General features: G+C 59.6%; 7 protein-coding genes, 5 pseudogenes and 1 other annotated feature. Of the genes and pseudogenes, 5 read left to right on the top strand and 7 right to left on the bottom strand.

Going from position 1 to position 13,698, the window contains the following annotated elements:
• Positions 1–209 precede the first annotated feature (209 nt).
• The 4 genes and pseudogenes from QFZ94_RS40545 to QFZ94_RS40560 form a co-directional block, all read right to left on the bottom strand.
• A complete protein-coding gene (locus QFZ94_RS40545; RefSeq protein WP_410853355.1) occupies positions 210–1,235 on the bottom strand; it encodes an IS110 family transposase in 1,026 nt (341 codons plus the stop codon).
• 63 nt (positions 1,236–1,298) lie between these two features.
• The gene (locus QFZ94_RS40550) at positions 1,299–2,672 is read right to left on the bottom strand and encodes an IS4 family transposase (protein WP_429463723.1); all 1,374 of its coding nucleotides are present in this window, start codon (positions 2,670–2,672) and stop codon (positions 1,299–1,301) included.
• A 187-nt stretch (positions 2,673–2,859) separates the two neighbouring features.
• A pseudogene (locus tag QFZ94_RS40555) lies at positions 2,860–3,042 on the bottom strand (transposase); the annotation flags it as partial.
• 65 nt (positions 3,043–3,107) lie between these two features.
• Positions 3,108–4,345, bottom strand: a protein-coding gene (locus tag QFZ94_RS40560; protein WP_429458928.1) for an IS3 family transposase whose coding sequence is annotated in 2 segments (ribosomal slippage) — positions 3,108–4,042 and positions 4,042–4,345 — 1,239 coding nt in all. Because the reading frame shifts where the segments join, the coding sequence is not laid out codon by codon here.
• Positions 3,939–4,055, bottom strand: a sequence feature (AL1L pseudoknot). It overlaps the preceding gene by 117 nt.
• A gap of 566 nt (positions 4,346–4,911) precedes the next feature.
• Here QFZ94_RS40560 and QFZ94_RS40565 point away from each other — a divergent pair.
• The 3 genes and pseudogenes from QFZ94_RS40565 to istA form a co-directional block, all read left to right on the top strand.
• A pseudogene (locus tag QFZ94_RS40565) lies at positions 4,912–5,422 on the top strand (IS3 family transposase); the annotation flags it as partial.
• A gap of 416 nt (positions 5,423–5,838) precedes the next feature.
• Positions 5,839–6,855 carry an IS110 family transposase gene (locus QFZ94_RS40570; protein ID WP_429463725.1) on the top strand — a complete coding sequence of 339 codons (1,017 nt, stop codon included), beginning with the start codon at positions 5,839–5,841 and terminating at the stop codon, positions 6,853–6,855.
• 386 nt (positions 6,856–7,241) lie between these two features.
• Positions 7,242–8,436: pseudogene (istA, locus tag QFZ94_RS40575) on the top strand (IS21 family transposase); the annotation flags it as partial.
• A gap of 391 nt (positions 8,437–8,827) precedes the next feature.
• Here the strand turns inward: istA and QFZ94_RS40580 are convergent.
• Positions 8,828–9,100, bottom strand: a pseudogene (locus QFZ94_RS40580) (IS21 family transposase); the annotation flags it as partial.
• A 575-nt stretch (positions 9,101–9,675) separates the two neighbouring features.
• Between QFZ94_RS40580 and QFZ94_RS40585 the strand changes: the two are divergent.
• A complete protein-coding gene (locus tag QFZ94_RS40585; protein ID WP_410853031.1) occupies positions 9,676–10,263 on the top strand; it encodes a hypothetical protein in 588 nt (195 codons plus the stop codon).
• A gap of 108 nt (positions 10,264–10,371) precedes the next feature.
• A pseudogene (locus QFZ94_RS40590) lies at positions 10,372–10,684 on the top strand (DDE-type integrase/transposase/recombinase); the annotation flags it as partial.
• 59 nt (positions 10,685–10,743) lie between these two features.
• Here the strand turns inward: QFZ94_RS40590 and QFZ94_RS40595 are convergent.
• Positions 10,744–12,009: an IS256 family transposase gene (locus QFZ94_RS40595; protein WP_429455372.1), complete on the bottom strand. Its 1,266-nt coding sequence runs from the start codon at positions 12,007–12,009 to the stop codon at positions 10,744–10,746.
• Positions 12,010–12,532: 523 nt separating this feature from the next.
• Positions 12,533–13,668 (bottom strand): IS3 family transposase gene (locus tag QFZ94_RS40600; RefSeq protein WP_429463728.1). Its coding sequence is split into 2 segments (ribosomal slippage): positions 12,533–13,404 and positions 13,404–13,668, totalling 1,137 coding nucleotides; the frame shifts between segments, so codons are not numbered across the junction.
• Positions 13,669–13,698: the final 30 nt, after the last annotated feature.

Below are 13,698 nucleotides of genomic sequence, written 5' to 3' on the forward strand. Positions count from 1 at the left end.
TTGCGTAAATCTATCCGGCGTCAGAGCGGGATGAGCCGTCGCGCCTCGATGAGAATCGCGCCTGATGGTCCTGATAACAGGGGCAGCTTCAGAAGCTGGTTAACCTCTCAGGGTTTCCGTCAGGCCGGTTTGCCGTTCACGTCATCAGTATTCAGCAATCGCAAAACCAGATGGATCGACTTCGGTAAAGCAGTTCGGCGGGAGGTGGCTCATCGAGGGGCGCTTCGCGTGCATGGGTCGAATACAGCGTCGCGACTCGCAATGGCCCAGGCTATTCGCGCGAACTTGTTAGCGAGCGCACAGGCCACTACGTTTGAGTGTCGTCGCGCGAGCATTGAGCGCACCCAGTCGGCCATCTTGCCCGTGTGCCTGTTCAGATGCAGCATGAAGGCACGGGCACACTGGACGAGCAACCGGCGAATGTTCTTGTCCCCCCGCTTGGAAATTCCCAACAGGTTCGACCGGCCTCCCGTACTGTACTGGCGGGGGACCAGTCCGACGGCAGCGGCAAAGTCGCGGCCGCATCGATACTGCTTTCCATCGCCGAGTTCTGAGGCAAGTAAGCTTGCGGTAATCGGTCCAACTCCCGGAATGGTAAGCAGTCGCTGGGCTATAGCGTCATCCGCAAGCTGCCGGTTGAGCTCCTTCTCGATCTCGCCAATCTGCTCCGAAAGATATTTGAAATGCGCATGCAGGCGCTCAAGAATCGCGACGAGACGTGGCGGGAGGGAGTGCTCGGCCAGCAACGCGGGCAGGCGCCTGACAACGGCATTGCCGACAGGTAGCGTGACGCCGAATTCAAGCAGGAATCCATGCATCTGATTGGTCGTGCAAACCTTGTCCCGAACGAGTGAGTCGCGTACCCGGTGCAGGGCAGACAGTGTCTGCTGCGATACAGTCTTCGGCGTTACGAAGCGCATTGACGGTCGGGAAGCTGCTTCGCAGATTGCCTCGGCATCGACGAAATCGTTCTTGTTGCTCTTCACGAACGGGCGTACGAACTGCGGCGAGATCAGCTTTGCCTCGTGCCCGAGTTCGGCGATCTTGCGTGCCATGCAGTGCGCACCAGCACACGCCTCCATGACTATCGTGCATGGATGGAGCGTGGCGAAGAACTCAATCAGTTGCTTGCGCGATAACTTTCTGCGAAACACCGCTTTACCCGCCGCATCCTGACCATGAAGGTGAAAAGCGTGCTTACCCAGATCAATACCGACCAATGTGACGTTTTGCATGGCAGATCTCCCAAGGAATCCCGGCAGAGTACCCCTGCTGCGGGGCTGAGCTTTACCCACAAGTTACGGACCTGAATTAAAGATGCGGAACATCTCGGTGATTTCGTGCAAGACGAGGAAACCTCGCCAGATGACCGTGGCGCCGGGTGGTGGATCATGACGTCGATTCAGGTAGCCGCCCAGGGCGGCAATCCATCGTATCGCCTTATGCAGCGACGGCACCGTGTCCGGTGGCCGGGTGGTTCGATGCACTCGGCAATACAGGGCTTGCCATTCGACGGGCTGGAGGACCACCTCACAAGGCAGGTCACCGTCCAGCCGCGCCAGCAGCGTGGTGTAGAGAATGCGCCAGGCAATGACCGCGAACAGGGAGGTGGCCCGAACAAAGCGTTCGAGCGTGCCGAACTGGCGGGCCTCGATGCGGCAGCCACTCTTGAGTACCCGGTGCCAGGTTTCAATCGTCCAGCGCCGTGCATACCATTGCAGCCGCTCAAGTGCCTGCCCGGGCGAGTGAGTGGGCACTGAGGTGAGCAGCATCCATTCGAGTGGCTCGATACCGGCAGGCGGTTTGTCCTCGATGACGTGCACGGCGAAGACGTCCAGCTCGGGCAAACGGGTCCGCGTCTGAGGCGGTCGCAGACGTACGCATGCGTATCGCAATGTCAGGCGTGCAGTGCGCTGGGGGCGAGTCCCTTTGGCCGGCACCAGCAACTCGGTGTGACCTGCTGCGGGGGTGTCCAGTACTGCTTTCCAGAGATAGCGCTGGGGGTGCCGCGCGCAGCGGTTCCACGCCGCGCGCACCAGCCAGTCCACTCCGTCCGGGCGTTGCGCAGCAAACAGTTCATAGACATCGCTTTCGCGATCACCGATGCCAATGACTTGCGTGTGCTCACAGCGCGACTTCAGCGCCGACAGGTGCGCAAGTCCCTCGATCCACTTGATGCTTTCCTTCTCGTGGATGGGCCGGGATTTGCGCTGCGCGGCGCTGCCCTGGGTCTCTTCGCGACGCGCCCACGTCTTCATGCCCAGTACGCCGAGTGGCAAGCCTTCCGGACTGACCGCCAGCAGGCTGTGCATCAGGAACCCGCGTTCATTGCCACCGGTACAGCGCCCCAAACCATCTGTGGCAGGCAGATGCGTCAGGTTGAATTCGGTGGTGTCCTGTATCGCCAGCACCACCGGGATCTGCTCCATACGGTGCAGCGTCTGCGCGATATGCGGCGCCAGTACACCGTCGGTGTCGATCTGGTCGTTGTCAAAGAACCGGTAGGCCGCCTTCAGTTCAGCAGGCGAGAGAGCCTGCGGCAGCGACGTGTGGGGGCTGCTCGCCAGTTGACGTGCTAACACAATCAGGCGATGCGATAGGCGAGCGTCTCCGAGATTCGCTTGCGCGAATTCCTCGCTCGCCCAGTCTGCCGTGTCGTCTCCGATCGCCAATCCGCAGCCGCTACATCAATTGAATGCGCGAAAGTTAAGGAAGCTCTGCAGAAGTCGTTTTCGTAGCGGCGATTTTCCACACGCATCGCAGTCTGAACGGCGACGACATTCCTTGTGCGGAGATCGCCCGGTACAGTCACCAGTCGGAGGCTGTACCGGTGAAACATATGCCCGCACCGGCTCCATCTTAAGCGTTTCGCAAAGCTCTGCGCGCCATCCACAAATTGCTCAAAGCGAACAACGTGGTGATCTGGGCAGTGTTTTTCATCAAACCGCGATAGCGGGTCTTCGCATAGCCGAACTGCCGCTTGATGACGCGAAACGGGTGCTCAACCTTGGCACGGATACCGGCCTTGAGCCGCTCGATCTGATCGTATATCGCGTCCAGAGGATTACTGAACCGCCCCGGGTTTCCCGGAGACTATTTTGCTTGAGTCATGCCACGGCGGCAGACCCAGCGAGATTTGCATAATAAGCGGCTTCGGCCTGCGCGGGTGGAATGTTGCCGATGGGGCCGAAGAGCCGACGATTGTTGAACCAGTCCACCCATTCGAGCGTCGCCATTTCAACGGCCTGCAGATTGCGCCACGGTCCGAGGCGATGGATGACCTCTGCCTTGTACAAGCCGTTGATCGTTTCAGCCAGTGCGTTATCGTAGGAGTCGCCCACGCTGCCCACCGACGGCTCGATGCCCGCCTCGACCAGCCGATCCGTATAGCGGATCGATACGTATTGCACGCCGCGGTCGCTGTGATGGATCAGCCCGTCCTGCTGCGCCGGCTGTCGTTCGTACAAGGCCTGCTCCAGTGCGTCCAGAACGAAGTCCGTGCGCGCCGAGCTCGACACGCGCCAGCCGACAATGCGTCGGGCGAACACGTCGATGATGAACGCGACATAGACGAAGCCCTGCCAGCTCGATACATAGGTAAAATCTGAAACCCACAGCGCATTGGGCCGTTCGGCCGTGAATTGCCGCTTCACCAGATCCTTCGGGCACGGCGTCGAACCATCGCTCACTGTCGTACGTACCGTCTTGCCCCGCACCACGCCGCGCAGGCCCATCTGCTTCATCAGCCGCTCGACCGTGCAGCGCGCCACGACAATGCCTTCGCGCTTCAATTGCGTCCAGACCTTGTCTGCGCCATAGACCTGGAAGTTTTCTTCCCACGCGCGCCGGATCTCATCCTTGAGCATCCTGTCACGCTGGGCCCGCGGCGGCACCAGGTCAGGATTGGCGCGGCGAGCCACATGGGTGTAGTACGTCGACGGTGCGATTGGCAGCACCCTGCAGATCGGCTCGACCCCGTAGACGTGCCGGTGATCATCGATGAACGTGATCATCACTTCGGTCGGCGGTCGAGCTCCGCCTGTGCGAAATACGCTGACGCCTTGCGCAGGATTTCATTGACCTGCCGAAGCTCACGTACTTCCCGCTCCAGTTCCTTGAGCCGATCCTGCTCCTGCGTACTCGTGCCCGGGCGCAAACCCCGATCCCGCTCCTCCTTGCGCACCCAGCTACGCAGCGTCTCGCCCGAGCAGCCAAACTTCGCCGCAATCGACGCGATCACTTTCCATTGCGATTCCCGGTCGCCTTGATGTTCCAGCACCATTCGCACAGCCCGCTCACGCACTTCCGGCGAGTATCTTGGGGATTTCTTCTTCGTGTTTTCCATAGCTCCATTTTCTCAAGAAGTGGAGTCTCCGGAAAACCCGGGGCGGTTCACCCATTGGCCGCCGCGCTGCTTGAGCTAAAACCTCGCAGGCTGCGCGGCGGCCTCACGATTGACTTTCCATATCAAGTTTTTCGAATTGCGAACCATTTTTCAGGACCCTTCATCGGGGGGCTGAATTTCTAAAATCGAAACATGATTCTCTCCTTTTAAATTCGGCTGCTGATAAGCTGTTGAAGATGATCGCAGACGAAGCTAGAGAAAATCGTGCCAACAGCCATGGTATCGGTCGAATCGAAATCCTTTGTCGAACAACAACGGACGGGACTTACAATGCAAACACTGATTGTCGCGAATGCAACAGTCTTGGTGCAAAAAGCACTGGGCAATGCGCTTTGGGTGTCGAGCTTGAGCAGCATCGGTGTTGCTCTGTCGGGCCTTGATCGGCGTGGGCCCCCGGCGTCAGAATAGTTGTCGTGTCGTTTGATTCTTAGAGAGGTCCGGGGGCGGTAGGATCGGCATGAAGGAAAGCCTGCTCAGCGTAACGAAAAGAAGTCGTGGTGCGTCGTATGATGCCGCCGGAAGATGTGCCGGTGTCGGCGCTGGCGAGAGAAACACGAATCACGGAACAGACGTTGTACGTGTGGCGCCGCGAGGCGAAAGGAAAGGGATGGCCGTGCCGGGCGACGGGAAGAACGCCGAAGGATGGTCTTCGGAAGACAAGTTTGCCGTTGTATTGCAAACTGCCCCGCTCAACGCAGCGGAGTTGGCCGAGTATTGCCGGCGCAAAGGGCTGTATCTCGAGCAAGTCGCGGCGTGGCGGGCCTCATGTGTGGCCGCCAACGCGAATGCTGCCGAACAGGCGCGCGAGCAACGTCAGCAGCCCAAAGAAGACAAGCAGCGCATCAAGCAACTGGAAAAGGAGTTGCAGCGCAAAGAGAAGACACTGGCGGAAGCTGCGGCGCTGCTCGTACTTCGAAAAAAAGCCTAGGCGACCTGGGGAGAACAAGAGGACGACTGACCAACGTCCCTGATCGCCTGTTATGGATATCTTTGATCCGAGAGACGGTGGGCTCGGGCTACCTGCCGTTCACGAAGGAGATCGTGCCTGCATTCGCCAGAATCTCCGAGCGTCTGCCAGCCATTCTCGTCGACAGCGTTCCACTCTGACCGGGAATTTGCCGCATGGCTCGGCCTAGCTTGCGTGAACAGTGGGCCCGTGTACAGGCGATCAGCGAAGATATTGCGTCGCTGGAGCGGCGCCTCTCGAACGAGCTCAGACTTAGCGTCGAATGCCGATGCCCTTCGAGTTCGAGTGTTAGCTGAGACCCTCGTCAGCGAATTCCATATGGGCCAGCAGGCCGACCAACCTGCATCAACGGGCCGGACATAGTGGAATGGCCTCGTCCCACCTCCGGCGGATGTATGCAAACGATCTCCGCTAGAGGACATGGCAGTATGGGCGATCCCTGGTCCGCAACTGAACGGAGGCTGTCATGAATGTCGCCTTGCTAAGCATTGACCTCGCCAAAAACATCTTCCAGCTGTACGGCGTCGACGAACGCGGCCATCCGGTGTTGAGCCGGCGAGTCAGCCGCAGCAAGCTCCTCGAGACGGTCGTCTGTCTGCCCTGCTGCCGCATCGTAATGGAGGCGTGTGGTGGCGCGCATCACTGGGCTCGGCGGTTCTCAGCAATGGGGCATCATGTGCAGATCATTGCGCCTCGATTCGTCAAACCGTTCGTCAAATCCCAGAAGAATGATCGCAACGATGCGGAGGCGATCGTCGAAGCGGCGTCCCGTCCGACCATGCGCTACGTCGCGGTCAACAGCGTCCAGCAGCAGGATATTCAGTCCATGCATCGCATCCGCAGCCTGCTCATGCGCGACCGTATTGCGCAGATCAACCAGATACGAGGCCTGCTGGCCGAATACGGGGTGGTCATTGCGCAAACGGCGCTGAAAGTAAGGCAGCAGCTGCCCACAATTATTGATGACGAACGCAACGAGCTGACAGGGTTGAGCCGGTCAATGATGCGGGATATGTATGAGCGGCTTGTGCTGCTGGACAAGCAGATCGCCCGGTATGACGAGTTGATCCATCAAGTGCACAAGGCATCCCCTTCAAGCCAGCGACTGGAGAAGATTCGCGGTGTCGGGCCGCTGATCGCAACCGCTGTCATTGCTGCGGCAGGTAGTGCCACTGAATTCTCAAACGGCAGACAGTTTGCAGCGTGGCTTGGCCTGACACCACGTCAGCATTCGTCGGGCGGCAAGGATCGCCTGTTCGGTATCAGGAAGCGCGGCAACGGGTATCTGCGAATGCTGCTGGTACACGGCGCCAGATCGGTTGTCCAGCAGGCCATGAAGCATACGGATGCACTCTCCCGATGGATCCTCGAGGTTCAGTCGAGGCGGGGAACAAACATCGCCGTTGTCGCACTTGCCAACAAGATAGCCAGGACTATCTGGGTCCTGCTGGCATGCGGTCAGGAATACGCACCGCCGCTGTGAAGGGAGTACCGATCGCACGGCAGCAGTAGCTTACCTCTTCATCGGTTGCACAAGTGATCTGATTCAATGGCAAACAGGTCGGACCGTCGGTGACAAAACCTGCGCAGTCTTAGGGCTCTTGAGGCCGTGGATATAAGAAGGAGTCACCGGGCGAAATCCATTGGGGCCGGGCACACGAGTGCCACCGAAAGGCCGAATGTATATATGCAATCCAGCACCTGCCCGCTGTAGACCAGATCATTTGGCAAATGGGACGAGGCCATGTATAAGCGTGCTGCCTTGACCTGTAGACAAAAGTGCAAACCCTGCTTGCTATCCGGGAGGCGTCCACATAAGCCGCTCTAAGAACACCAACAGGCTGATCGAATAAGAAAGCGATCAGCTACATGTCTGGAACCCGCATTACCGACCAACAGGTTCGCCTCTACATGTCCAAGCGCAAACATCACTCGCAGCAGATCGCCGCCGCCAAGGCCGGCATGAGTGTCCGCAGCGCCAGGTGCATAGAACGGGACACCGTACTGCATGACAGAAACCGCGTCGTTACTGGCGTTCCCGTCCCGATCCCTTCGCCGACGTCTGGGATACTGAAGTCGTTACGATGCTCGCGAATGCGCCGCAACTTCAGGCGGTCACGATCGTGCCCAAGCTGCAGGACGATCATCCCGGGGAGTATCCCAACAGCACACGCCGCACACTCGGGCGACGCGTGCGGCACTGGCGGGCGGACGTCCGGCTCACCCAAGGAAGTCTTCTTCCCGCAGTTGCATGAGCCCGGCGCACGCGGCCTGTCCGACTTCACCGACATGGCTGAACTGCGAGTGACGATCGCTGGCGTGCCATTCGAACACCGGCTGTACCACTTCGTGCTCGCGTTCTCGCGCTGGGAATACGCAATGTTGTTGAAGGTGGCGAGAGCTTCGAAGCATGTCTGTCCATGGGACTGCAAAACGCACTATGGCAGGCTGGGGGATATCCGCGCGAGCATCGACCGACAATCTGTCGGCGGCGTTCAGAAACCTCGCGGACGAAGACGACTTCACGGTGCGCTATGCGGCGCTGCTCGAGCACTATGGCGTGACCGGGACCCTCAACAATCGCGGCCTGGGTCACGAGAACGGTAGCGTTGAGTCATCGCATCGCAATCTGAACGAAGCCATCGACCAGGCGTTGATGTTGCGCGGTCACCGGGACTTCGTCGATCGTGCTGCCTATGATGAATTTCTGCGCGAGGTCGTCATACGTCGCAACCGGTGTAACGCAGCCGCGTTCCGCCTTGAGCGGGAACAACTCATGGATCTGCCGTTAAGGCGCACCACAGACTTCGTCGAGGAAGAAGCCCGCGTCACACGCTGCAGCACCTTCACGGTACGCGGCATTCTTTACAGCGCACCATCGCGCCTGATCGGTCATCGCCTGAAGGTGCGCGTGTACGGTGACCGGCTCGACTGCTATCTGTCGGGTGCGCTGGTGCATATCACCTCGCGAGGCTCGCGTGGCGGCGACAACCGCCCCGCACTGAATTACCGACACTTCATTGAGAGTCTCAAACGCAAGCTGCAAAGTCATCGTTGGATTTCGGCTTTGGCCGCCGGGTAGCTACGCAAATGGTCGGTAACGATCTGCCGGGTATCGGCTTTGAGCGCAGCACCCGCTTGAAAAGCGCCCACCGTTTGTCCGCAACCCAACATTTCCTACAACCGTCGGCCCGATTGGAGGAAATGCGTCACTGAACACGGAGATGGCCAGCCCCCGTTGACTTAAGTCGTGCTCGTATGCAGCGCCAGCGACCTTGAGCCGTACGTCTACCTCGTGCACAGGCTCACTGAATGGCCACCGCGCAACCTGCTGCGATTTGTCCGAACGCGTACCGCTCCGCATCTCAAAACTCGCACCATCGCGGGCATTGAATTCGACTGCGGCCCAACGGCGTAGTTGTCGTTCGCATGAAGCTTCCCTGCCAGTACGACCCCACGCCGTGCAGGCCCGCGAGCTCAAGCAGGCTGATCATCGTCTTGCATGCGTCGCGTTGTGACAGGCGGGCATCGCGTTGCTCCCACGTTCTGCGGTAAGCCTAACGCGGGAACAGTGCGTCACGAAACGCGAGCCCCTTGAATGCCTGGGATTTGCGCTTCAGGGCGTCAATGAAGTGGCGGTAATCGAGCACGTGCCGGTTGTCGTGCGCACGTGAGCCCCGAGCGGTGCTGTGGACCAGCACGCCGGACAGGTAACAGTCGAGTCGATCGCATGTAGATGCGCACGCTTATTCCTGCCGTCGCGGCCGCGAGTTCCTGCGGATGGTGCTTGCGCTTGTTTATGTAGAGGCGAACCTGTTGGTCGGTGATGCGGGTTCCAGACATGTGCTGACCGCTTCTTCTTTAAGAATCGATCAGCCATCCTATTACCCCACCGACGCGGCGCCGCCGGTGGGTCGTCTTTTCCGGCGGCTACGCCGCCTCCGACTCCTCACCACCGGCCGAAACAAACGTCAACGACCGGCCAAAGTGGCGCCCCCGGTGGTGCTGGCTCGACTTTTGCTCTTTGCTTCTCGTGAGTCATTAGGAGTGGATTGAATGAGGATTGAACACGAAATCAGATCTCACGGTGCTGCAGTCACAACCAGCGTTTTTGCGCACGCCCTACACGCTCAGGAAGGCGCGCGTCACGGGGGGGGGGGGGGGGGACGCCCGCCGGCGGGACGTCATAGACCCGCGAGGCAGTTCTGGGCGGCAATGGGCGTACTTGCATGGATTCGACCACGGCTGAGCCGTGCGAGGGCGTGCGCGTCGCGTTCTATCGGGCAACACTTACGGAGGCAGCATGACCTGCATTGTGGCGCTGACAGATGGCAAGAAGGTTTACATGGGTGCGGATTCGGCAGGAGCGGGGGGTGGGTCCATCACCGTGCGCGCCGACCCCAAGATTTATCGGGTGGGACCGTTCCTGATCGGCTTCACCACATCCTTCAGGATGGGGCAGCTTCTGGGCCATAGTCTGACCGTCGCGCCGCGCCCTGAGGGCACCGATGTGTTCGCCTTCATGTGCACAACGTTCATTGAGGCGGTACGCGCGTGCTTCACCCGCGGTGGGTTCGCGCGCAAGGACGGCGAACGCGAATGGGCTGGCACTTTTCTGGTTGGGTACATGGGGCGCATCTTCCAGATTGGCGACGATTATCAGGTTGGTGAATGCGCCGTGAACTTCGATGCCTGTGGTAGCGGCGAACAGGCGGCGCTGGGCTCACTTCATACCACCGCCGGTATGCCGATGCGGCCAGACGTCAGACTCGAACGCGCCTTGGCCGCGGCGGCCGAATTTTCAATGGGAGTCCGTGGCCCGTTCCGGATAGAAGTGCTGGACGGCCAGATCGCTCAACGATCGAACGAAGAAGAGGTAAGCGACGTTTGATCTACCAGTCGCCCACTTACCACGAAATGGGTGATGGTTGAGCCGCTCTTCGTGCAATGCCAGTTCCAACAGCTCGCACTGGGCGAGCCGGTCTTCAAACGCGCGCCGACCATCACGCTCGACGGCTATGCCGCCTCGCACCGCGCGGTGCGCGAAATGAAAACCGATGGTCTGCTGCCTGAAGACACGAAGGTGCGGTCCTCAAAATATCTGAACAATGTGATCGAGCAAGACCATCGCCACATCAAGTCCAGAACGAACGTGATGCCTGGATCAAGCGATTCTGGAGCGCCGCGACCACGATTTTCAGGGAATCGAGTCGACGCATCGCATTCGCAAGGGGCAGTTCGATCTCGCAAAGCTCGGCCTCAAGCAGGCCGCTGCGCCCGCCGTATGGAATGCGGTCCTGTTTGATCGATAAGCCTTCCCACCTATATGGCCGAGTTAAAGTCAAATCTGGTGTATGCGGTCTCGGCGTAATCAGGCGGCTAGCGATTGCTGAGCCGGTGTGCTGTCGGTCACCGGTTCTCCATCCTTGAACGTCATCCCGTCAAGCATCGAAGTGAGCTTTTCCGGGGCGCGGATGCGCCGCCACGATTCTTCGGCCGACTCGATCAGCTTGAACGCCAGCCCGAGGAACGTCGCGCGCGATACACAGTTGCGCGTGCGTTTCGTGCGATGGCGCACCGTCGCAAAGGTCGATTCAATCGGGTTCGTGGTGCGCAGATGCTGCCAGTGTTCAGCCGGGAAATCGTAAAACGCGAGCAGCTCGTCACGATCTTCCGTCAGCTTTTCGGCGACCTTCGGGTACTTTGCCGAGTACGCGTCGACGAAGTGATTGAATGCGGCCAGTGCATCAGCGCGCGTGGCCGCCATCCAGATGTCCTGCATCGCCTTCTTGCCTCGAGCCTGCTGCGATTTCGGCAGCGCATTGAGCACGTTACCCATCTTGTGAAACCAGCAGCGCTGATGCTTCGTCTGCGGGAACACTTCCTCCATCGCGGCCCAGAATCCCATCGCGCCATCGCCGCAGGCCAGCAGTGGCCCCGACGGCAGGCCGCGCTTCTTCAGATCGAGCAGCAGTTCGCTCCACGATGCCTTCGATTCCCGGTAGCCGTCACCGATGGCCACACGTTCCTTCGTCCCGTCCGGTTTGACGCCAATGATCACCAGCAGGCACTGGCCGTCGGAATCGTCGCTGCGCACACCGGTGTGAATGCCGTCGGCCCACCAGTAGACCCAGCGCGCCGACGACAGCTCACGCCGATTCCACTGCTCATGCTCATCGACCCATTGGGCCTTCAGCCGGCTCACGACGTTCGGCGACATGCCGCTGACCTGGCCGCCCAGCATGATGCCCATAGCTTCGCTCATGTCGCCCGTCGAGATGCCTCGCAGGTACAGCCACGGCAGCGCTGCCGACACGCGCGCGGACTTGCGCACGTACGGCGGCACGATCGTCGAATTGAACCGGATGCCCGAGCCCGAACGATCCCGCACCTTCGGCACCTGAACCGTCACCGGACCGATCGCTGTGACGACCTCGCGCTCGGGCAGGTAGCCGTTGCGCACCACGGCACGCCGGCCGTCGATCGACTTCACGTTGCTGTACTGTTCGAGCATGGTCGCCAGTTCCACCTCGACTGCCTGCTGAATGATCTGCCGCGCGCCTTGCTGGATCAGCTCATCTAGCACGCTTTTCGTTTGCGCTTTACTGCTGTTCGCTTCTTGCGTAATCTTCTTCATGGTGGTCGGGTCCGGTCTTCTCGGGTTCGCTGGTTGTGCCTTTGACAAGCAACATTCTCGCTAGACCGCCACCGCCTTCTCAAATTCCCGCCGCTCCCGCTGTACACCAGATTCGACAATAGCTCTATATGGCCTTTCTCAACCCGCTTATCTATGCACCATGTATGGACGACTCCCTGTTGTCAAGCAGTCTCAGTTTTCTGGCATCAGGTCGAGGTTGCAGCCATGTATCCGGGCTCAGTTGGCAGCACTCGCTGCGGGCCCACGATGAATATCCGCGAATGGGTACCCCATCAGAGCCTCGGGCTTGGTTGCCCTTGGTGCAAAGCGGGTTTGGCCCCACACGGCCCAACCGTTCTGCCATCGAATTGAAGTCTGCTCAAGCAACCTCTGGAAGTGAACGCTGTTTCACTGCTAATGGCGGGACCTGTCAATCCGTCACGCTGGATCGCGTAAGCACATAGAGGTGGCGCCGCTTGTTCGGGCAGGGTCCCGAGATTTTTAAGTGGAACCACCGGGGCGTTCATGCTGCCGATTTGATCGCAGGCAGTGTCGCGAAGTATGCCTCATCCGGCGTGCGGTCTTCCAGACTCGAATGAGGTCGTCTCTGGTTGTACAGATTGATGTAATCGCCGATTGAGCGCCGGGCGTGGCTGACCGACTCATATGCCTTCAGATACACCTCCTCATACTTGACGCTTCGCCACACTCGTTCGACGAACACGTTGTCGCGCCAGGCTCCCTTGCCGTCCATGGATAGTTTGATGCCGCGATCCAGAACCGCGTCGGTGAAAGCGGTCGCCGTGAACTGACTGCCCTGGTCGGTGTTGACGATTTCAGGCTGGCCGTATTTCGCGAATGCCTCTTCAAGCGCCTCGACCGCATGGATCGCTTCCAGCGTGATCGCCACGCGATGTGCCAATACCTTTCGGCTGGCCCAGTCCACCACAGCCGTCAGATACACGAAGCCCCGCGCCATCGGAATGTAGCTGGTGTCGAGTGCCCACACCTGATTGGCGCGGTTGATCTTCATTCCCTGCAGCAGATACGGCCAGATCTTGTGCTGCTTGTGGCGGCGGCTCGTGTTCGGCCAGCAGTACAGCGCTTCGACACCCATGCGTTTCATCAGCGTGCCCACATGCCGTCGGCCCACCTTGATGCCTTCGCGGCGCAGCAGACGTACCAGCATGCGCGCTCCCGCGAACGGGAACTCAAGATGCAGCTCGTCGATCCGGCGCATCAGTTTCAGTTCCGTCTCGTTGACCGGTTGAGGCTGGTAGTAGACGCTTGATCGGGCGATCCCCACAAGTCGCGCCTGTTGCGCAATCGGTAGCGCATGTGCACGGTCGATCATCGCTTTCCGCTCAGCAACCCCGCCTTGCCGAGCGCTCCGCTTAAAAAATCGTTCTCCAGCGTCAACTGGCCAATCTTCGCGTGGAGCACCGTGACGTCCACTGGTGGCTCACCTGTCGTCGACTTGCCCGTCTCGAACACTTCCGACACGCGCTCCTGCAGTTGCTTCTTCCAGTCCGTAATCTGGTTCAGATGAACATCGTACTGCTGCGCCAGCTCTGCCAGCGTCTTGTCGCCCTTTAGGGCTGCCAGCGCTATCTTTGCCTTGAATGCCGGGCTATGCGACCGGCGGCTTCTTTTTGCCATCTTTGGGTTCCTTTTGCTGGTCCCTATGAC

This window comes from Paraburkholderia sp. JPY465 (assembly GCF_050436725.1).
GTDB classification, from domain to species: Bacteria; Pseudomonadota; Gammaproteobacteria; order Burkholderiales; family Burkholderiaceae; genus Paraburkholderia; species Paraburkholderia youngii.

What these genes read in the sequence shown, in the direction of transcription:
- QFZ94_RS40595 (WP_429455372.1), bottom strand. Translation starts at nt 12,009, where the DNA reads ATGAAGAAGATTACGCAAGAAGCGAACAGCAGTAAAGCGCAAACGAAA.
- QFZ94_RS40545 (WP_410853355.1), bottom strand. Translation starts at nt 1,235, where the DNA reads ATGCAAAACGTCACATTGGTCGGTATTGATCTGGGTAAGCACGCTTTT.
- QFZ94_RS40570 (WP_429463725.1), top strand. Translation starts at nt 5,839, where the DNA reads ATGAATGTCGCCTTGCTAAGCATTGACCTCGCCAAAAACATCTTCCAG.
- QFZ94_RS40585 (WP_410853031.1), top strand. Translation starts at nt 9,676, where the DNA reads ATGACCTGCATTGTGGCGCTGACAGATGGCAAGAAGGTTTACATGGGT.